Genomic DNA, 20,261 nt, shown 5'->3' on the forward strand with positions numbered 1-20,261 from the left:
TAAAAAAATTTTATGAGGTGATATAAATGATGAGAAAAATAATTAAAATCGATGAGAAAAAATGTAATGGTTGTGGATTATGTGTTGAAGCTTGCCATGAAGAAGCTATAGGAATGGTAAATGGAAAAGCAAAACTTTTAAGAGATGATTATTGTGATGGTCTAGGAGATTGTCTACCAACTTGTCCAACAAATGCTATTTCATTTGAATATAGAGAAGCAGCAGAGTATGATGAAGCAGCAGTAAAAGCAAACATGGAAGCAAAGAAAGAACAAAATACAAATCTAGCATGTGGATGTCCAGGCTCTCAGTCTAAATCTATAAATAGAGACGTGTCAGATAATGAACAGGTAAATAATAATATAGCAGCTGAAACACAAGGGTCTCAGCTTAATCAGTGGCCAGTACAAATAAAACTAGTACCAGCTAATGCATCATATTTAAAAAATGCAAGTCTTTTAATAGCAGCTGACTGTACAGCATATGCATATGGAAATTTCCATAATAAATTTATGAAAAACAAGGTTACATTAATTGGTTGCCCTAAACTTGATGAAGTAGATTATGCTGAAAAACTTACAGAGATTTTAAAAACGAATGATATTAAAAATATAGTAGTAACACGTATGGAAGTTCCTTGTTGTGGTGGTATAGTAAATGCTGTTAAGACAGCTCTACAAAATAGTGGAAAGATGATACCATGGCAAATAGTTACTATATCTGTAGATGGAAAAATTGTGGATGGAGAAATTTAATTAAGCTAATAACAAAAAATGTAATAAATTTTAATAAATAAAAATGGAGGAATAAAAATGGAGAATATGTTTTGTTTTCAATGTGAACAAACAGCAGGGGGTAAAGGATGTACTATAAACGGAGTTTGTGGCAAAAAGGGGGGTACAGCCAACTTACAAGATGAGCTTACAGGAGTATTAATTGGTCTTTCAAGAGCAACTATTGGAAATAAAAATAGACCAACAAGTGAAACAGATAAAGTTATGATAGAGGGATTATTCACTACTATAACAAATGTAAGTTTTGATGATGAAGCTATAAAAAGACAAATTGAAAAAACTGAGATAGAAAAAAGTAAACTTGTACCTAGATGTTTAGATTGTGAAACAAAATGTAGTAGAAATGATAACTATGATATGAAAAACTTGTGGAATGACAATGAAGATGTACGTTCATTAAAATCATTAATTCTATTTGGACTAAGAGGTATGGCTGCTTATGCATATCATGCAATGGTACTTGGTTATACAGACAAAGAAGTAAATGAATTTTTCTATGAAGGATTAATAGCAGTTGGAGGGGACTTAGCGATTGATGAACTTTTAGGATTGGTTATGAAAACTGGAGAAATAAACTTAAAATGCATGGAATTACTTGATAGAGCAAATACTGAAACTTATGGAATACCAGAGCCAACTCAAGTACCTATGAAAATTGAGAAAGGGCCATTCATAGTAGTTACAGGACATGACCTTTATGATTTACACAAATTATTAGAACAAACAAAAGATAAGGGAATAAATATATATACTCATGGAGAGTTATTACCAGCACATGCATATCCAAAATTAAAAGAATATAAGCACTTAAAAGGAAATTTTGGTACAGCATGGCAAAATCAACAAAAAGAGTTTGATAATATTCCTGCTCCAATACTGTTTACAACAAACTGTTTAATGCCTGTTAAAGACAGTTATAGAGATAGAGTATTTACTACAGAAGTAGTTGCTTATCCAGGAATGATTCATATTGATGAAGATAAAGATTTTTCTAGTGTAATAGAGAAATCTCTTGAACTTGGAGGCTATAAAGAAGATGTTCATATGACTGGCATTAATGGAGGAGATACATTAACTACTGGTTTTGCAAGAGGTACAGTTTCATCTGTACAGGATAAAGTAGTAGATGCTGTTAAAAGTGGAGATATAAGACACTTTTTATTAGTTGGAGGTTGTGATGGTGCAAAACCTGGAAGAAACTATTATACTGAATTTGTAAAACAAGCCCCTAAAGATACTGTCATATTGACACTTGCATGCGGAAAATATAGATTTAATGATTTAGACCTTGGAGAAATTGGAGGTTTGCCTCGTTTAATGGATATGGGGCAATGTAATGATGCTTATAGTGCGATACAAGTAGCAGTCTCATTGGCGAATGCTTTTGAATGTGGAGTAAATGAATTACCTCTTAGTATGGTATTATCATGGTATGAGCAAAAGGCCGTTTGTATACTTCTTACATTACTTCATTTAGGTATCAAAAATATTTATATAGGACCTTCTTTACCAGCATTCTTATCTCAAAATGTATTGAATATATTGGTTGATAAATTTGCATTAACACCTATATCTACTCCAGAAGAAGATATGAAGAAAATACTAGGATAAAGAAAATAAGTATATTCAAGAAGGGAAGTATTTGTAATTAAAATAAATAAGGAAGTGTCTCAAATTAACTTTTTAGTTCATGAGGCACTCTTTTTTTTATGAAATCAAATATATTTTTATCATTTCAATAATAAAAAAGAGGTTTATCTCTATTTTGGGACAGCCTCTTATTTATTTTTTATAATATGTTAAGGTACAGAAATTATTTTGATTCGTTAAATTTATTACTTATAATATCTAAAACAAATACTATATTCTATAATATTTATTTTAGATATTATAAGGTATGTACAGTACAAAGTACTTTAAATACCGAAATAGTAACATCGTTATATAGAACTTGCATAAAATATATATACTACTATAATGAAATTATTTTAACTGAAATTTAAAATCGATAAGGTATTTTGTATGGGGGTATATATATATGAAAAATTCTAATTTTAATATATTGACTTTTGATGGTGGTGGATTAAGAGGAGCATTGAGTATAGCCATACTTGAGAGAATGGTAAATCAGTATCCAAATTTGTTAGATAATATAAATATGTTTGGAGGTACATCTACAGGAAGTTTAATCGCATTAGGTCTTGCGTATGGTGTAAGTCCAAAAGATATAAAAGAACTCTATTCAATAGAAAATTCAAAGCATATTTTCAGTAAAAGTTATGCAGAAATGTTAAGACCTAAGTATGAAAATAAAAATTTAAAAGAAGTTTTACTAAGTATATTTCCAGAAGAATTAGAATTAAAAGACTTGAAAAAATTAGTAATGATACCAAGCTTTTATATAGGAAATGAAGAAAACTCATGGAAACCAGTGTTTTATAATAATATGCCAAGTTCTCTTACAAAGACTAGTAAGGTTATAGATGTAGCAATGGCAAGTAGTGCTGCTCCTGTGTTTTTTCCAACGTATAATCGACATATCGATGGAGGAATAATAGCAACTGACCCAAGTTTAGCATGTATAATTCATGCCATTGATAGTGGGTTTAAACTTAAAAATACAAGACTTTTTTCAATAGGAACTGGATATGTGTATAATAGTATAAAGGCAGATACTACTGAATGGGGAGCTATTGATTGGATAATTAATAAAGAACCCGATTTACCAATTATATCTATAACATTAGAAGGAAATTCTCAAATGAGCCAGTTATTTTCTCAAAAACTTCTTGGAGATAATTACTATAGACTAAATCCAAAAATGGAAAAGAATGTAGCTATGGATGATTATGATGAGTTGGAATATCTGTTATCTTTGGGCGAAAATTGTGATATAAAGGATGCTTTTGGATGGATAAGTAAAAAGAGTTTTTATAGAAAATAGATTTAATTTATAATTACATTTACAAACATTATTTTACTAATTAGATAAAAACAAGAAAATACAAGATTATTAAGCTACTTCTTAGGGAATAAATAAAATATAATTTTTTTAAGGAGTGATGAAAATGATAAAACTTGCTACTTTTGCAGGTGGATGTTTTTGGTGTATGGTGAAGCCTTTTGATAAATATGATGGAGTTATAAAGGTAGTTTCTGGATATATAGGTGGTCATGTTGAAAATCCCACATATCAAGAAGTATGTTCAGGAACAACTGGTCATGTAGAAGCTATTCAAATAACTTATGATGATGATATAATAAGCTATGATGAGTTACTAAATATATTTTGGAAACAGATTAATCCTACAGATGATGGTGGACAATTTGGTGATAGAGGGACTCAATATAAGACTGCTATATTTTATCATGATGAAGAACAAAAAAATATAGCTTTAAAGTCAAAAGAAGACTTAGAAAATAGTAAAATATTTGATAGCGAAATAGTAACAGCTATAATTCCAGCAACTAAATTTTATGATGCAGAAGAAAATCATCAAGATTATTATAAAAAAAGACCATTAAACTATAATATGTATTATAAAGGTTCAGGTAGGTATAACTTTGTAAAAAGTCACTGGGATGGAAATAATATAAATAGAGAAGAGTTAAAAAAGACTTTAACTCCTATACAATTTGAAGTTACTCAAAATGATATGACAGAAGTACCTTTTGAAAATGAATACTATGATAATGATAAAGAAGGGGTTTATGTTGATGTTGTAAGTGGAGAAGTTTTATTTTCATCAAAAGATAAATTTGATGCAGGATGTGGATGGCCAAGTTTTTCAAAGCCAGTAATAGATAAATCTATAGTTGAGAGAAGCGATTTCTCACAAGGTATGTACAGAGTTGAAGTAAGAAGTGCTAAAGGAAACTCTCATTTAGGTCATGTATTTGATGATGGGCCAAAAGAACTTGGAGGCTTAAGATACTGCATAAATTCTGCCTCTCTTAAATTTATACCTAAAGAAGAGATGGAAGGTTTAGGATATGGAGAATATCTAAAACTTTTTAAATAATTAAGATTAGCTATTATAGACTTAGATAAAAGGTGAAAATAAAAGATATATTTTCATCTTTTGTTTTTTTGTCAATAATATGATAAATTATTAATTGTAATATTATAATTTATATTGATAGATTAAGAATTTAATTTTGAAAGAGAGAAAACAAATGAATTTAAAAGACTTTAATGGAAAGAGATTAAAATCAGCTAGAGTTTTTAGAGCAAAGACTATAGAACAGTTAGCTAAGGAAACGAAAATAAATAAGAAAGATTTGAAGGCTTTTGAAGAAAATAAATATATTCCTAATATGGAAAATACATTAAAATTATCAAATATATTAAATTTTCCAAAAGAGTATTTTTATAAACATGAAAATATGAATGTTATTGTTGAGGATAGTCATTTTAATCCTCAATCTAAACTACCTAGAGTAGAAGAAATTTCTTATAGAGAAAAAATGATAATTATTCATAAAATATACTCATTTATGGAGAGTTATATTAAGTTTCCAAAAGAAAATTTACCAAGTAAAAGAATAATGTCAGATACTAACATAAATGATATAGAAAGTCTTGCATATAAAACAAGAGAATTTTGGAATTTAAATAACAGCCCAATAGTAAATATGGTAAACTTACTAGAATCTAATGGAATTATAATATCTGGTATGAATGTAGATAAAAAAGGGGCAACAATCTTTACCCAAAAACAGAGAATTGGAAAAGAAGTTAAATATTTAATATCTCTGGGTAATGATAAAAAATCAGCATCAATTAGAAACTATGATTTAGCATATGAACTTGGTTATATAGTGTCAAGTGAATTGAGAATACCAAATAAGCAATTTTCAGCAGATGAGTATGCATGTGCATTTTTATTACCAAAAGAGAGTTTTTTAGAAGACTTGATTCATCCAGAAGACATAGATTATTATGTAGAGTTAAAGAAGAAGTGGATTGTACCTATGTCTGCTATGCTTTTTAGAGCATATAATCTAGGTAAGATAAATTATAAAAAATATAATTATCTTATGAATGAGATGGAGAAAAAAGGGTGGTTAAGAGAAGAACCTCTAGATAAAATGAAAGGTTCAAGTCCAATGTATTTAAAAAGAGCAGTCGAATTATTGATAGAAAATAAAATAATGAGTACAAATAGTATAGTATCTAGTTTAGAAGAATTTGGAATAAATCTTTATCCAGAAGATTTAGAATTGTTAATGGGACTAAAAAAGGGATTATTATCTCAAAATATAAATAAAAAAAGCAAAGTTATAAAATTTGATGGAAATAAGTAGGTTGATATTTTAGTATTGAAATTAAAAGCAGGTATAGATGATTTTAACATTAACTTAGTTAAAAGATTTTTGTTATGAGTAATTTACCTGCTTTTAATATAAAGTTTTAAAATTTAAAAAAAGTATCTTAGTCGACCATTAGTAGCTCATAACAAACACCTTGAGCTACCAAGTTAAATCCAAAATGTGAACCAACATGACCAATTCCGATTATTGATATTTTTCTAGGTTTTATTGTAAAACTTAGCATCTCATCACATTTTGTTTTATGTATACATATCATGATACTCTACAATAATCATAGAGTTATTTAAATGAGTTAGATAAGACTCTCTTAAAATAATTTTGAATCTAAAGTGTTTTTGAAAGTGCAATATGTTCTCTTAAAACAGAGCAAGATTTACTAAATTCATTTTGCTCATCTTCAGTCAGATTGATTTCAATAATTTCTTCTATGCCATCTTTTCCTATAACACAAGGAACACCTGCAAATACATTTGTCTCATTGTATTGACCTTCTAACAGTGTAGAGACAGGTAGAATTTTTTTCTCATTATGTAATATAGCTTTTACAATTTCTACTAAAGCAGTGCCTATTCCAAATTCTGTACAATCTTTACCATTTATTATACTTATACCTGTTTTCTTATTTTTTTCAACTATTGATGGCAAATCTAGTTCTCCATAAGTAGTTGGATTATCCTTTATCATGTCTAATAAAGGCTTACCACCAATTGAAACATGAGACCAAGGAACCATTTGAGAGTCTCCATGTTCACCCATAGAATAAGCTTGTATTGACTGTTGAGCTATTCCAGTTTCTTCAGATAGAAGTCTTCTAAGTCTTGTTGAATCTAAAGCTGTGCCAGTTCCAATAACTTTATTTTTAGGAAAACCAGATTTTTCCCAAATATAATTTGTGACTACATCAACAGGATTAGATATGACTATAAATATACCATCAAAACCAGAGTTAATTATAGGTTCTACTATAGACTTTATCATTCCAATGGTTGGTCTTAGTAGGTCTAATCTAGTTGTGTTTTGTCTACGTAAAGGTCCTTCTGAAGAGTCAGCAACGCTTATTACTACTATATCAGAATCTTGGCAATCATCAAAAGTTCCCTTGTCTATAGATACTTTATGTGGTAAATAAGAAACTGCATCAGCTAAGTCTAAAGCTTGAGCTTTTGCTTTAACCTCATCTATATCAATCATAAAGAGTTCATCACAAACCCCTTGAGTTATCAAACTAAATCCACAATGAGACCCAACATGCCCTGAACCCACAATAGATATTTTTCTTGGTTTTATTGCCATTTTATATCACTCCCCCTAAAACAACGACACATTTATAAGAAAATTATAGATGTTATTAAAAGCTGTTTTTGTATATTTTAATATTCTATTATTTCAGAAAATTTATTTAATATGATTTTATACTAAAATTTTTAAAAAATCAATGTTAATATACTCTATATTAATGAATGTTAAAGTATTATATGTATATTTAAAATTATTAATAATTATTAAAATATGTAATGTCACGGATATTTAAAATATTTAAGAGTAGAATATGTGCATAAATAATAATGATGTCGGTTGATAATGATATTAAATTGAGGTATACTGTTTTTTCAAATTAAAAAATAAAGGAGTAAATGTGTTATGAATTATTACACAAAGGAAGAATTGATGAAAGCACTGAGAGTAGTTTCTTCAAGTATTATTAATTGTGAAAAAATACAACCAAAATTTTCAGAGGGGACTTCTCAGCATTCCCTTCTTAGAAATAGGATAAAAGCCTTGTATATTTCTAAGGCATTGATAGAATCTGAGGATATTATGGATAAATATACAAAAGAAGAGTTAATAGAAGCTTTACCACCTATAACTTCGATTATTAGCAAATGTGAAAAAGGACAGATGAAATTTTCAGAGGGGACTTCTCATCACACACGTTTTAAGAATATTATAGAAGCAATGTATATTTCAAAATCATTAATAATGGATGAAATTAGTAAAAGAGATTAAAGCTTATTTTACAATTTAACATGTTTTAATATACTTTTCATTATATAAGAAAATAAGTAAGCATACATGTTATAAAATATTGGAATAATATACAATTATAAATTTGTTAACACTAATATCTATATGTTAAAATATAGTAGATGATGTTAGTAAATAATAGGATGAGTTCTATTTTAATACAATTAAATTAAGCTTAGGTTGAAATTTGTATTTAAAAAGTAAAGTAGTCTAGAATTAAGAAAATGGAGATAGAATTATAATGGAAAAGTTATATTATACAAACCAATATGTAAGAGATTTTACAGCAGAAATAATTGAAATAAAAGAAATAGAAAATAAGTATCATGTTTTATTAGATAAGACAGCGTTTTTTCCTGGTGGAGGAGGTCAGTTTGGAGACCTAGGAAAAATAGAGAATTATGATGTAATAAGTGTGTATGAAGATGGAAAAAATATATACCATGTATTAGATAAAAAACCTATAAAGATACATAAGGTAAAGTGTAGTATTGATTGGGAGAGAAGAGAGGATGGAATGCATCAACATTTTGGACAACATGTATTATCTGGATGTTTTTTTAAAACTTTTAATGCAAATACGACAGGTTTTCATCTAGGAAATGAGTATAGTACAGTAGATATAGAAGGTAATTTAGAAGAGGATAAAATTAGAGAGATAGAGTTGCTTGCTAATGAAATTATTCGTCAAAATATACAAGTAGAAACCTTACTTCCAACAAAAAAAGAACTAAAAAAGATTTGGTTAAGACGTGACTTGCCAAATACTAATGAAGAGATAAGAGTAATAAAAATAGGTGATTTAGATACAAATGCGTGTTGTGGAGTGCATCCAAAATCAACTGGTGAATTAAGAATGATAAAAATAAAGAAATGGGAAAAACATAAGTCAAGTACAAGAATAGAGTTTCTAGCAGGTAAAAGGGCAGTGGATGAAGTATTAAAGAGGGATATATATCTGACTAAAATATGTAGATATTTGAGTTGCAGTGAAGAGGATGCTATAAATGGTATTGTAAATTTAAATAATAAGGTGGAAGAAGCTCTAAGTAAAAAAAGAAAGATTGAAGAAGTAGTAGCTAATTATCAAGTTAAAGAAATGATTGAAAATGCAAATAAAATTAATACTATTTCAGTTATTAAAAAGGTCTATGATAATGAAGATTTAAAATATGTAAACAAAATAGCAAACAAAATTACAGAAGATGAAAATAATATTGCATTATTTGCTGCTAAATTTGAAGATAAAATAAATCTAATTTTTGCATGTTCTAAAAACTTGAAAAATATTAATATGGGAAATTTATTAAAAGATGCAATAAGTCTTATAGATGGTAAAGGTGGAGGAAGCCAAGTACTAGCTCAAGGTGGAGGAAAAAATAATGGTAATTTAGAAGCTACACTTGATTATGCATTTATGAAGCTAGAAAAAACTCTATAAATATATTTAAGCAAAAACATCAATGTAATAAAATAGATATGGGGGAATAAACATGGAACAACAAAAGGATTATATAGAGTTATATGAAAATGAAGAATTAATAGAGATAAGGGAAGCTCGTATAGATGATTTGGATGTAATAGCAAAATTTAATTATAATTTAGCTAAGGAAACTGAAGGAAAAGAGCTTGATATGGATGTTCTGACTAAAGGTGTAAAAGCATTATTATTGGATGAAAGAAAAGGTAAATATCATGTCTATACAGTATTTGATAAAGTTGTTGCACAGATTATGTATACGTATGAGTGGAGTGATTGGAGAAATGGGAATTTTCTTTGGATTCAGAGTGTATATGTAGAGAAAGAATATAGAAGAAAAGGTATTTTTAATTATTTATTTAATTATATAAAAAATATGTGTGATAGAGATGAAACTATTGTTGGAATGAGATTATATGTAGAAAAAGAAAACATAAATGCAAAAGCAACATATGAGTCTTTAAATATGTATGAGTGTGATTATAATATGTATGAATATGAAGTAATACACTAGTAATATAAACCTATGATATTATAGAGATTATTGAGTATATTGATAACTATGTGAAATAAACTGGATATTATAATTAGAATTTTTAGGGGGTATAAAAATGGACGTTTTCAAAGGAATGTTTTATGTATTTTTATTTTTAGATTTAGTATCAATATTTTGCTTCTTTTTTAACAAAGGAAAAATAGCATCTAATAAATTTGTATTTAATGCAATAGGGGTACTTACATTTGTGCTTTGTTTTATGCTTTTTAGTTATTATCCAAATAGCAATATTCTTGGCAAGTTTATTGCATCTATATTTTTTATATTTGGAATAGTAGGAGTTATGTTAAAAGAGAAAAACTTTTTATATGCTAGGCTTCTTTTAACATTAGTTATTGTTTTTTCAACAATTATATTGTTCGTTATTCATTAGAAGATATTTGTTTAAGGATTTGTTAAGGTCTACACTTTTTAGTGTAGGCTTTTTTTTGTTTTTAATAAATATTTAAGGAAATTTTAAGAAAATTTTAAAATCGTCTTAAATGTTTATTGCTACCATTGAAATATTAAGAGAGAAGGTGATTATTAGTGGAAGAAAATAAAAAATTAGAAAAATTTTTACTATCAATTGTGTACATAATATTTTTTGTATATGTTTTATTGACTATAAGAATAATTTTATTTAAAGATGTACCAATTTACGCTATTTTTAAAGGAATGTTCAGGTCTGTAAATTTAATACCATTTTATACAATATGGCAATTTATCATAGATAATAATATTAGTTTTATGAGAGCTACTGTAAATATTATAGGAAATATAGGCATATTTATTCCAATGGGGATTTTCTTCCCTATAGTATTTAAAGAATTAAATAAAAAAACTATGATTACAGCAATTATATTTATTAGTTTAGGATTTGAAACAATACAATATATTCTTGCTCTTGGAAGTAGTGATATAGATGATATTATTTTAAATTCATTGGGTGGTATAATTGGTATTGCTATTTACATAAATATGACTAAATTATTTCCTAATAATATAATAAAGTTCAAGGCTATAATAGGAACTAGCTTGGTTTTAGGAGTTATAGGGCTAGGAATTATTTCTATAAATTATCAAGATTTGCTAAACTTTAAATTTAAATCAAATAAAGAAATATCAAAAATATTAATTGAGGAAAATAAGGAAATAATCAAGGATATAAATAAAGATGAGGTAGACATAATTGGTACATTTGAGAGATTTGAAAAAGGCACAATAACCATTAAAGCTGGTTCTAATAATAAAGTAAAGAGACCAGAAAATATAATTGATAGTGATGGAAATATAAGAATTTATTTAAGTGAAAATACAAGATTAGTATCTTATGTGATTACTGAAGAATCAAAAAGTGATGTAGTTAAATATCAAGAATTTGATGTTAAAAATTTACCATTATTAAGGAAATACGATACATTTTATGTTTGGATTGATAAAGAAAACCAATCAAAAGATAAACATGGGATTGTAGCTAGCAAATTGTTAATTGGATTAAAGGAATAGGACATTAATTTAATATAAAAGAATAACAAACATAAAAAACGAAAAAACTATTTCTATAACTATTTTTACATTATGCATAAAATAAGACAACTTAGTGAAGGAGTAGAGATAAATTATGGAAATAATAAGGTATGTTTTGTACTTTTTTATATATTCTTTTTTAGGATGGACAGTAGAAAGTATAGGTTGTTCTATAGCGAGCAAAAGAATAATTAATAGAGGCTTTTTAAATGGTCCAATATGTCCTGTTTATGGTTTTGGAGCAGTGATTATAATATCATTATTGGAAAGGTTTGATAATATAGTCATAATATTTCTATTAGGCATGATTTTAACAACAATATTAGAGTATTTTACAGGATTTATTTTAGAGACCTTATTTCATGCAAAATGGTGGGATTATTCTGACAGAAAATTCAATATAAAGGGTAGAGTATGTTTAAAAAATGCAATATACTTTGGTGTAATGTCTGTTATAATAGTAAAGTTGATACATCCATTTATAAAGTATTTTGTAGGAACAATTCCATATAGAATATTAATATCAATGGCTATAATTACAACACTTTGGACTATAATTGATTTGATTGTTACTATTATAACACTCAAAAAATTGGATATAAAGTTAAGCTTGTTAGATGAGATAATTGCAGACCTTAGTGATATAAATGTGAAACTTGATAAATTTGATAGAGGCGAAATACAAGCTTTATTTAAAACAGTAAATAAAGATGAATTGGAAACTAGAGAAAAAATAAACAAAATAAACAGTAAATTAGACCGTATAGAGTCCAATATTATCCTACAAAAAAGAGTTATCAAAGCTTTTCCATATATAAAACATAAAAAACAACAAGAGCAATTAGAGTATTTCAAAGGTATTATTAGAGAAAATAAAAAATAATTATATAATTTAATAGAAAATAAACAGAATAATGGTATTTATAAGTTAATTTTTAAAGGACTCTATAAAAATAGAATAGAGTCCTTTATTTTTTGTGGAATAATGTTTATTTGATAAGAATAAAATATATTGTTCCTGAATAACAAATATTTTGAAAATTGTAAAAACATATATTGACAATTTGTGCCAAAGATAATAACATTAAGTATATAAAGAATTTTATATAGAAATATCTTTATAAATCGCAATAATTTTAAAACATAAATCTATTTAAAGAGGGGATGATTTGCCAATGAGCGAGATAACTAGTCAAATGATAAGTACAGAAGAAAAAAAATATGTTGCTAAAACACAAAAAATACCTTACTATCCAGTAGCATTTAAATCAGGTGATGGTGCAATGTTATATGATTATGAAGGTAATGAGTATGTTGATTTTTTAGCAAGTGCAGGCTCTGCGAATGTAGGTCATGGAAATAAGGAAATCTCACAAGCAGTTAAAGAACAAATGGATGATATCACACAATATACACTTGCGTATTTCCATAGTGATCCTCCTGTAAAATTAGCTGAAAAGCTTGTGGAAATAGCCCCTGGAGATAATGATAAAAAAGTATTATACAGTGCAACAGGTTCTGCTTGTATAGATGCTGCTATAAAACTAGCAAGAGGGTATACTGGAAGAACAAAAATAATATCTATGTATGAATCTTATCATGGAAGTACTTATGGAGCTATATCTATATCTGCATTAAGTACAAATATGAGAAGAAAAATGGGTCCATTGTTACCAGAAGTTTATCACTTCCATTACCCTGATAAAAATAGAACAGCTAAAGAATGTTTAGATGAGATAGAATATGCTTTTGCGCACTATTTACCAGCAGAAGAAGTAGCTGCAATATTTATAGAACCAATTGCAGGAGATGCAGGAATAATAGTACCTCCAGTAGAGTGGGTACAAGGTTTAAGTAAAATATGTAAAGAAAATGGAATACTACTTATAAGTGATGAAATACAACAAGGTATGGGAAGAACAGGTAAGTGGTTTGGTATAGAAAATTTCGGAGTTGAAGCAGACCTTATAGTTCTTGGAAAATCTGTTGGAGGTGGATTACCTTTAGGAGCAGTTGTTGGAAGAACTGAGATAATGCAAAGCCTTGATGCTCCAGCACATCTATTTACTTTAGCTGGAAATACAACAGTATGTGTAGCTGCTTTAAAATCTATAGAAATAATTGAAAGAGAAAACTTACTTCAAAAGAGTATAGAAATGGGAGATTATATTAAAGCAGGATTTGAGAAGTTAAGAGAAAAATACGATATAATTGGAGAAATAAGAGCTTTAGGATTATCTATAGGAGTTGATATAGTTAAAGGAAATGGCTCTAATGAAAAAAATCCAGATGCTACAGCTAAGATATGTTATAGATGTATACAAACTGGTTTAATAATGATATTCTTAGGTCAATCTACTTTAAGAGTACAACCTCCTCTAGTAATAACTAAGGAACAAGTAGATAAAGCAATGAGTATCATAGATTCTGCAATAGATGATTATTTAAATGGTAGAATTGGTGATGAAGTATATGAAGTAACTCAAGGTTGGTAAAATACATATAAATAAAAATAAGAGTTATCTCAGTTTTAGAAAGTAATTTCTGAAATGAGATAACTCTTTTAAATTACCCACAAGTAAGAAGATTAGTTGATTCATTAAGGGTCATGTTTTGGATGTCATTCTTGTGAGCATCAGAAACAGTATTACGAGAGTAGTTACCTTTACTTGTATTATCTGTTAATTTAGTTATAATTAATATTGCTAAAAGAATAAAAATTACTGTGTATAAGGCAATAACATAAGGTTTTCTTTTATATTTGTATTTGTTGTTAAAAAAAGAATGACCATAATTATTTTTATTGACTTTAGATTTATTGGTATTTATATTCTTTTTCTTGTTACTTTTCTTTTTATCATCCTTTTTTCTATTTTTAGGGTAAGGAATGACTTTGTGTGTATTATCAAGTTTGATATTTTTATTTTTTTGAATATTGCTTTCTAGGCTAGCTTTTTTTTCTCCAAATTGAATAGTTTTATTGGTATTGTTGTTATCTTTCAATGTTAATCTCCCTCCCTTAAACTTTCCCTTTAGATAATATTACTACTAACCCATAGAATATACAATAAATAATATATAAGTAATAAAATTTTATAAGTATAAGTCTCTTTCTCCACGTTCTAAGGCAGTCATATTGTTAGATACTATGTTTCTTATATCTTCTCTTTCTATCTTAGCTATTTCTTCTGTGATAAGTTTTTTGCCCATAGCTTTAAGTTCCTCATCACCATAATCAATTAGAAATTCGTTTAATGTAGTAAGAGCATTTGGTGTACAGACATTGTGGATTTGGCGACTTTTAGCTAAACTCATAAATCTATCTCCAGTTCTACCTTTGCGATAACAAGCTGTACAATAACTAGGGATATATCCATCAGTTATTAGTTCTTTAAGCACCTCTACAGGGCTTCTATGGTCTCCAACTTCAAATTGTTCTGTATTGTCACCATCTTCATATGCTTTATATCCTCCAACACCTGTCAGAGAACCTGCACTGACTTGTGATACACCATATTTTAGCAATTCATTTCTCATATCAGCAGTTTCTCTAGTGGACATTATAATTCCAGTAAAAGGAACAGCTAATCTAGTTATAGCTACTATTTTTTTGAACATATCATCAGAAACTAAGTGAGGAAAATCTTCTAAACTCATTCCTTCAGCTTTTTTTAATCTAGGGAAAGATATAGTGTGGAATCCTACTCCAAATTTTTCCTCTAAGTGTTCATTATGCATCATAAGTCCTAGAACTTCAAATTTTGGGTCAGATAAGCCAAATAAGACTCCAGCACCAACATCATCAACACCAGCTTCCATAGCTCTATCAAAAGCTGTTAAATGGTAATAGTAGTCATTTTTTATAGAATGACCATGCATCTTTATAAATGTTGGTTTATGATAAGTTTCTTGGAATAATATATAAGTTCCTATTCCCTTTTCCTTTAGTAACTTGTATTCATCTACACTTGTAGCAGCTATGTTAACGTTTACCCTTCTTATATTTCCATTTTCGTTATATGTTGAGTAAATTGCATCTAAGCAATCTAAAATATAATTTATATCACAGTTTTTAGGGTCTTCACCAGCTTCTAGAGCAAGTCTTTTATGACCCATTTTTTCTAGTATTTTAACCTCTTCTTTTACTTCATCCATAGTAAGTTTTTTTCTTTTAAATTTGTTGCATGTACTGAAACCACAGTAAACACATTCATTTACACAGTAGTTTGATACATAGAGAGGGGCAAATAAAACCACTCTATTACCATATATTTCGTTTTTTATTTGCCCAGCTATACTAAATAATCTATCTAGTTGTTTTTTATCTTCCACTTCAAGAAGAGTAGCTATATCTTTATAAGTAAGTTTTTCCCTTCTATCAGCCTTATCAAGTACCTTTTCAATATCATCATAAGTTGAATTTTTTGCATCCTCTAATAAAGAATTAATTAGTTCATGTTTTATGAACATTTACAAACGCCTCCATTCAATATTATCACCACGAGAATAGTCGACTTTAAGTCCTAATGACTTGATGTTTTCTTCTAAACTTTGGTGATACTCACAAGCTTCTTGACCAGTAAAGGCTTTGTTATCGTAAAGAGAATATTGTTTTCTAAATTCTTGAGGAGAAAGGTTTGGCATAATTACATTACAGCCAGCTAAAAGACCTGCATTTCTTCCACTAGGGTTTATAGATGCAAGGGCCGTTGTAGCAGGTAATAAAACTTTTGGAAGTAGAAGTCTTGTAATTGAAAGCATAAGTAGTGTCTTTTCTAAATCTCCATGTTTATAATCTTTAAATATTGTGTCATGATGTGGAATAAAAGGTCCTATTCCAACCATATGAGGATTTAATTCTTTTAGATACAATAAATCACGAACAAGGTCCTCATTGGTTTGAAATGGTGACTCAACCATAAATCCAGCACCTACTTGATAACCAATTTCCTTAAGGTTTTTTAGGCATTCCTTTCTAGTTTTAAGTTCAATGTTTGGTGGATGTAATTTTTTATAATGACTGTCTGTAGCAGTTTCATGTCTTAAAAGATACCTGTCTGCACCACTTAAAAAGTATTTTTTATATGAGTCATAACTCTTTTCTCCCAGTGATAGTGTTATGGCACAATCCTCATATTTATTTTTTATAGTTGAAACAATTTCACATATTTTATCATCATTAAAATATGTATCTTCACCACCCTGCAAAACAAAAGTCCTGTATCCTATTTTATATCCTATATCACAACATTCAAGTATTTCATCAAGTGAAAGTCTGTATCTTATGATATTTTTATTAGAAGATTGTATTCCACAGTAGTAGCAATTATTTTTACAATAGTTTGTAAGTTCTATAAGTCCTCTCAAATAGATTCTGTTTCCATAATGCTTATTTCTCATGTCGCTAGCTTGCTTATAAAGATAGTTTCTTAAATTTTGTTCAAAGTTATATTCTTCATTGTCGATATTTTCTATTAAATATAGTAGTTCATCAAAGCTTAATGAATTTATGCTGTAAAGTTTATCTATAAAGTATTTAATCTTATTTTTAGTCATATCTAAATATGTAATTATTAAATATGGTTAAATTTTTAATAATTGAAAAGTTCAAGTGATCTTTCTAAAATACCTTTTACATATGCTATTAAAATACCATAGTTTACTATAGGTACATTGAAAGATTTTGCCTTTTCTATTCTAGATAACATTCCAGCTCTATTCATCATACAAGCTCCACAATGAACTACAAGTGCATATTTATTTATATCTTCAGTGAAGGATACTCCAGAACTAAATTCAAAAGTAATATTTTTGCCAGTTTTCTTTCTAATCATGTTAGGAATCTTTACTGTTCCAATATCATCAGTCTGTCTGTGATGGGTACATCCCTCAGCCATCAAGACTTTATCACCATCTTTTAAATTTTCTAAAGCATAAGCGCCATTAATTAATTCTTTAAGGTCTCCCTTTTGTCTAGCAAATAATATAGAAAAAGATGTAAGAGGAATATCTTTTGGAGTATCTTTATCTACTTGTGGAAATACTTGAGAGTCAGTAATAACAAGTTTTGGTTTTTTACCTAGACTAGATAGAGTTTCTTTTAAACTATCTTCCTTTGTAACTATAGAAATTGCTCCAGTATCTAAAATATCCCTTATAACTTGCTGTTGAGGAAGTATAAGTCTTCCCTTTGGGGCGGCTTTATCTATTGGAACTACCAAAACAACTAAATCATTTGGTTCAATTAAATCTGATACCAATTTAAATTCAGTGCTGTCTTTAGGTAAGACTCTTATTATTTCATTCTTTAAATCTTCAATTCCAATTTTATCTGTTGATGAGACAGAAACAACTGGACATTTAACTTTATTTTTAGTTAAGTCTAAAATTTCAGAGTGATTCTTAATTGTATCAATCTTGTTAAGAACTAAAATATGAGGTATATTCTTATCATTAAACTTTTCAATTAGCGTTAAATCTTCTTTTGATATACCAATTTGGCAATCAACTACTAGTAAAGCTATATCTGTTTTTTCCAAAACATCTAATGATTTACTTATTCTAAGTTCACCAAGTTCACCAACATCATCAAGACCGGCAGTATCTATAAGAACACAAGGTCCTATAGGAAGGATTTCCATTGGTCTAAATACTGGGTCTGTAGTAGTTCCAGCAATATCTGATACTATCGCAGCACTTTGATTCGTTATAGCATTTATTATGCTAGATTTACCTGCATTTCTTTTACCAAAGAGACCTATATGTACTCTTATTGATTGTGGAGTAGAATTTAGACTCATTTGTACTCACCACCTTAAATTTCTTTTTTTGATATACTAGTTTTTACAGATACATGAGGTATGTTTCCCAATTTACCAGTCAAACTATTAATAGTATCCATTTCGCCAACAACTGCTATACATACAATCGATACTCCTTCTTCTTCACAAGGAATTCCCATTCTGCCTTTAATAATACCTTTAAAACCTGATACAACCTCATTAAATTTAAGCTGACATTCTTTTGGCTCTTCTAAAATAGCACTTATGACCGCAACCTTTTTCATAAATATCCTCCTAACTCAGAAAATATGTCTTAAACAAATCCAAAATCAAAAAACTTTTCTTTTAAAGAAAAGTTTCTACAAAAGAAAAGTTATTAATTACACAAGTATAATGTGCCATATTAAACTATTTCCTTACAGATTAGATAACTCTTTTCTGGTAGGGTTAGCTTGTAAAAATTTAATTTAACAACAATTAACTAAAGAAAATTTTCACATAATTTATATAAATTATATAAAAATTAACTAAAGAAAATTGAAGCTACTTATATAATAGTAGTAAATTGAAATTAAGTCTATAGGAAAACCAATTTTTGTATAAAAATTAAAATTAAAATTGGTTATTTGTTAAGAAATGACTTTAGTAAAATGTGTATTTAACTATTTTTTAAGCATATAGTTTATAAGTAGTTTTAGAGTGTTTTCGATAGCTTCTATATGTGTTCTTTCATAGTGATGACTATTGTTTGTTCCAGGACCAACACATGCTATTTGAACATCTTCTCCCCAACGAATGGCCTCTGAAGCGTCTGAACCATAGAAAGTAAATACATCGACAGCATAATCTAAATTATTGTCTTCTGCAACATCGACAAGTTTGTTTCTTAAATTAAAATCATATAATGATAAATTATCTTTTGCAACTATAGTTACACCATGTTCACTAGATGTTTGACTTGGACCAGTTGGTGCTATATCTATTGCTACAAATTCTTTTGTTTTTTCAGGTAAAGCTTTAGAAACACCATGTCCAATTTCTTCATAATTACTTATATAAAAGTTAGTAGTATGTTTAGGAGTTAAATTATTTTCCTTAAAATATCTACATATTTCAAGAACCATTGCTACAGCAGCTTTATTATCTATATATCTAGATTTTATAAAACCAGATTCTGTAGCTTCAAAGCGATGGTCTAGACACACAAAATCTCCAACACTTATTCCTAAATCTAATACATCTTGTTTTGTAAATACTTTTTCATCAAGTCTGATAATCATTGTTTCTTCATTTCTCTCAGTAGCAGCCTTTGTCTGACCATATATATGTGTAGAAGCATATTTAAATACAATACTTCCTCTGATTTTTTTACCCTTTCTAGTTATAACAGTACAGTTTTCTCCTTCTATAGCTGCCCAACAACCACCACCAACTTTATGGTATTTAAGAGTACCATCAGATGATATTTCTTTTACCATAGCTCCAAGTGTATCCATATGTGCAGATATTGTTATTTGATTTGAATCATCTTCACCAGGAAGAGTAGCTATAAGTGCACCTTTTTTTGTAAGAATAGTATTAAGACCTAATGCTTCAAAGTCTTTTTTACTTTCTAAAACTGCATTTTCAGTATATCCAGCTGGACTTGGGATATCTAAATATTTTTTCATTAAATTTATAGTATTAGTTAAATTTAAATTCATATTGTTTCCTCCTAAAAAATATATATTCATACAAATTATAACATAAATACGAATGTTCTGAAAACTAAAAATAAAAGA

The 20,261-nt window shown here is 28.1% G+C and carries 20 protein-coding genes; 12 read left to right on the plus strand and 8 right to left on the minus strand.

What is annotated here, in order from left to right:
• Window positions 1-26 precede the first annotated feature (26 nt).
• The 5 genes from Q3223_RS03930 (at window position 27) to Q3223_RS03950 (ending at window position 6,101) form a co-directional block, all read left to right on the plus strand.
• Window positions 27-755 (plus strand): 4Fe-4S binding protein, encoded by a 729-nt coding sequence (locus Q3223_RS03930; protein WP_223152905.1) that lies wholly within the window; start codon window positions 27-29, stop codon window positions 753-755.
• A 57-nt stretch (window positions 756-812) separates the two neighbouring features.
• On the plus strand, window positions 813-2,405 hold the full coding sequence (gene hcp / locus Q3223_RS03935; protein ID WP_074179628.1) for a hydroxylamine reductase: 1,593 nt from the start codon (window positions 813-815) through the stop codon (window positions 2,403-2,405).
• Window positions 2,406-2,832: 427 nt separating this feature from the next.
• Entirely contained in the window at window positions 2,833-3,738 is a 906-nt protein-coding gene (locus tag Q3223_RS03940) for a patatin-like phospholipase family protein (protein ID WP_074179629.1), read from the plus strand.
• A gap of 124 nt (window positions 3,739-3,862) precedes the next feature.
• Window positions 3,863-4,816, plus strand: a complete 954-nt coding sequence (msrA, locus tag Q3223_RS03945) for a peptide-methionine (S)-S-oxide reductase MsrA (protein ID WP_176702526.1) — start codon at window positions 3,863-3,865, stop codon at window positions 4,814-4,816.
• Window positions 4,817-4,970: 154 nt separating this feature from the next.
• On the plus strand, window positions 4,971-6,101 hold the full coding sequence (locus Q3223_RS03950) for an XRE family transcriptional regulator (protein WP_231300718.1): 1,131 nt from the start codon (window positions 4,971-4,973) through the stop codon (window positions 6,099-6,101).
• A 127-nt stretch (window positions 6,102-6,228) separates the two neighbouring features.
• On the opposite strand, the gene Q3223_RS03955 is transcribed toward Q3223_RS03950, so the two are convergent.
• Together Q3223_RS03955 and Q3223_RS03960 are read right to left on the minus strand one after the other, a co-directional pair.
• Window positions 6,229-6,384, minus strand: coding sequence for a hypothetical protein (locus Q3223_RS03955; RefSeq protein WP_231300717.1), 156 nt, complete (start codon window positions 6,382-6,384; stop codon window positions 6,229-6,231).
• 68 nt (window positions 6,385-6,452) lie between these two features.
• Window positions 6,453-7,421: an L-lactate dehydrogenase gene (locus tag Q3223_RS03960; protein ID WP_231300716.1), complete on the minus strand. Its 969-nt coding sequence runs from the start codon at window positions 7,419-7,421 to the stop codon at window positions 6,453-6,455.
• Between the two features lie 348 nt (window positions 7,422-7,769).
• On the opposite strand from Q3223_RS03960, the gene Q3223_RS03965 reads away from it, so the two are divergent.
• The 7 genes from Q3223_RS03965 (at window position 7,770) to Q3223_RS03995 (ending at window position 14,193) form a co-directional block, all read left to right on the plus strand.
• Window positions 7,770-8,135 (plus strand): hypothetical protein, encoded by a 366-nt coding sequence (locus Q3223_RS03965; RefSeq protein ID WP_231300715.1) that lies wholly within the window; start codon window positions 7,770-7,772, stop codon window positions 8,133-8,135.
• A 259-nt stretch (window positions 8,136-8,394) separates the two neighbouring features.
• Window positions 8,395-9,594: a DHHA1 domain-containing protein gene (locus tag Q3223_RS03970; RefSeq protein WP_231300714.1), complete on the plus strand. Its 1,200-nt coding sequence runs from the start codon at window positions 8,395-8,397 to the stop codon at window positions 9,592-9,594.
• Between the two features lie 52 nt (window positions 9,595-9,646).
• Window positions 9,647-10,147, plus strand: coding sequence for a GNAT family N-acetyltransferase (locus tag Q3223_RS03975; protein WP_054270619.1), 501 nt, complete (start codon window positions 9,647-9,649; stop codon window positions 10,145-10,147).
• A gap of 97 nt (window positions 10,148-10,244) precedes the next feature.
• Window positions 10,245-10,562 carry a hypothetical protein gene (locus Q3223_RS03980; RefSeq protein WP_054270618.1) on the plus strand — a complete coding sequence of 106 codons (318 nt, stop codon included), beginning with the start codon at window positions 10,245-10,247 and terminating at the stop codon, window positions 10,560-10,562.
• Window positions 10,563-10,717: 155 nt separating this feature from the next.
• Window positions 10,718-11,677 carry a VanZ family protein gene (locus tag Q3223_RS03985; RefSeq protein ID WP_407811670.1) on the plus strand — a complete coding sequence of 320 codons (960 nt, stop codon included), beginning with the start codon at window positions 10,718-10,720 and terminating at the stop codon, window positions 11,675-11,677.
• A 115-nt stretch (window positions 11,678-11,792) separates the two neighbouring features.
• Entirely contained in the window at window positions 11,793-12,581 is a 789-nt protein-coding gene (locus Q3223_RS03990) for a putative ABC transporter permease (protein WP_407811671.1), read from the plus strand.
• Window positions 12,582-12,873: 292 nt separating this feature from the next.
• Window positions 12,874-14,193 (plus strand): aminotransferase class III-fold pyridoxal phosphate-dependent enzyme, encoded by a 1,320-nt coding sequence (locus Q3223_RS03995; RefSeq protein ID WP_054270615.1) that lies wholly within the window; start codon window positions 12,874-12,876, stop codon window positions 14,191-14,193.
• Between the two features lie 73 nt (window positions 14,194-14,266).
• On the opposite strand, the gene Q3223_RS04000 is transcribed toward Q3223_RS03995, so the two are convergent.
• The 6 genes from Q3223_RS04000 to Q3223_RS04025 all read right to left on the minus strand — a co-directional run bounded on the left by Q3223_RS04000 (window position 14,267) and on the right by Q3223_RS04025 (window position 20,183).
• Window positions 14,267-14,701 (minus strand): hypothetical protein, encoded by a 435-nt coding sequence (locus tag Q3223_RS04000; protein ID WP_054276933.1) that lies wholly within the window; start codon window positions 14,699-14,701, stop codon window positions 14,267-14,269.
• A gap of 90 nt (window positions 14,702-14,791) precedes the next feature.
• Window positions 14,792-16,168 carry a [FeFe] hydrogenase H-cluster radical SAM maturase HydG gene (hydG, locus tag Q3223_RS04005; RefSeq protein WP_054276932.1) on the minus strand — a complete coding sequence of 459 codons (1,377 nt, stop codon included), beginning with the start codon at window positions 16,166-16,168 and terminating at the stop codon, window positions 14,792-14,794.
• Entirely contained in the window at window positions 16,169-17,254 is a 1,086-nt protein-coding gene (gene hydE / locus Q3223_RS04010; RefSeq protein ID WP_054270612.1) for a [FeFe] hydrogenase H-cluster radical SAM maturase HydE, read from the minus strand.
• A gap of 35 nt (window positions 17,255-17,289) precedes the next feature.
• Window positions 17,290-18,498 (minus strand): [FeFe] hydrogenase H-cluster maturation GTPase HydF, encoded by a 1,209-nt coding sequence (hydF, locus tag Q3223_RS04015; RefSeq protein ID WP_054276931.1) that lies wholly within the window; start codon window positions 18,496-18,498, stop codon window positions 17,290-17,292.
• 14 nt (window positions 18,499-18,512) lie between these two features.
• Entirely contained in the window at window positions 18,513-18,764 is a 252-nt protein-coding gene (locus Q3223_RS04020) for a TM1266 family iron-only hydrogenase system putative regulator (RefSeq protein ID WP_003430584.1), read from the minus strand.
• 378 nt (window positions 18,765-19,142) lie between these two features.
• Window positions 19,143-20,183, minus strand: a complete 1,041-nt coding sequence (locus tag Q3223_RS04025; protein ID WP_054270610.1) for a M42 family metallopeptidase — start codon at window positions 20,181-20,183, stop codon at window positions 19,143-19,145.
• Between the last annotated feature and the right edge of the window lie 78 nt (window positions 20,184-20,261).

Source organism: Clostridioides sp. GD02367 (assembly GCF_045900275.1).
Classification (GTDB): domain Bacteria; phylum Bacillota; class Clostridia; order Peptostreptococcales; family Peptostreptococcaceae; genus Clostridioides; species Clostridioides difficile_A.

Coding starts and splice junctions, on each gene's coding strand:
- Q3223_RS03940 (WP_074179629.1), top strand. CDS start 2,833: ATGAAAAATTCTAATTTTAATATATTGACTTTTGATGGTGGTGGATTA.
- hcp (WP_074179628.1), top strand. CDS start 813: ATGGAGAATATGTTTTGTTTTCAATGTGAACAAACAGCAGGGGGTAAA.
- hydG (WP_054276932.1), bottom strand. CDS start 16,168: ATGTTCATAAAACATGAACTAATTAATTCTTTATTAGAGGATGCAAAA.
- Q3223_RS03950 (WP_231300718.1), top strand. CDS start 4,971: ATGAATTTAAAAGACTTTAATGGAAAGAGATTAAAATCAGCTAGAGTT.
- Q3223_RS03980 (WP_054270618.1), top strand. CDS start 10,245: ATGGACGTTTTCAAAGGAATGTTTTATGTATTTTTATTTTTAGATTTA.
- Q3223_RS04020 (WP_003430584.1), bottom strand. CDS start 18,764: ATGAAAAAGGTTGCGGTCATAAGTGCTATTTTAGAAGAGCCAAAAGAA.
- Q3223_RS03970 (WP_231300714.1), top strand. CDS start 8,395: ATGGAAAAGTTATATTATACAAACCAATATGTAAGAGATTTTACAGCA.
- msrA (WP_176702526.1), top strand. CDS start 3,863: ATGATAAAACTTGCTACTTTTGCAGGTGGATGTTTTTGGTGTATGGTG.
- hydF (WP_054276931.1), bottom strand. CDS start 18,498: ATGAGTCTAAATTCTACTCCACAATCAATAAGAGTACATATAGGTCTC.
- Q3223_RS03930 (WP_223152905.1), top strand. CDS start 27: ATGATGAGAAAAATAATTAAAATCGATGAGAAAAAATGTAATGGTTGT.
- Q3223_RS03955 (WP_231300717.1), bottom strand. CDS start 6,384: ATGATATGTATACATAAAACAAAATGTGATGAGATGCTAAGTTTTACA.
- Q3223_RS03990 (WP_407811671.1), top strand. CDS start 11,793: ATGGAAATAATAAGGTATGTTTTGTACTTTTTTATATATTCTTTTTTA.
- Q3223_RS04025 (WP_054270610.1), bottom strand. CDS start 20,183: ATGAATTTAAATTTAACTAATACTATAAATTTAATGAAAAAATATTTA.
- Q3223_RS03995 (WP_054270615.1), top strand. CDS start 12,874: ATGAGCGAGATAACTAGTCAAATGATAAGTACAGAAGAAAAAAAATAT.
- Q3223_RS03975 (WP_054270619.1), top strand. CDS start 9,647: ATGGAACAACAAAAGGATTATATAGAGTTATATGAAAATGAAGAATTA.
- hydE (WP_054270612.1), bottom strand. CDS start 17,254: ATGACTAAAAATAAGATTAAATACTTTATAGATAAACTTTACAGCATA.
- Q3223_RS03965 (WP_231300715.1), top strand. CDS start 7,770: ATGAATTATTACACAAAGGAAGAATTGATGAAAGCACTGAGAGTAGTT.
- Q3223_RS03960 (WP_231300716.1), bottom strand. CDS start 7,421: ATGGCAATAAAACCAAGAAAAATATCTATTGTGGGTTCAGGGCATGTT.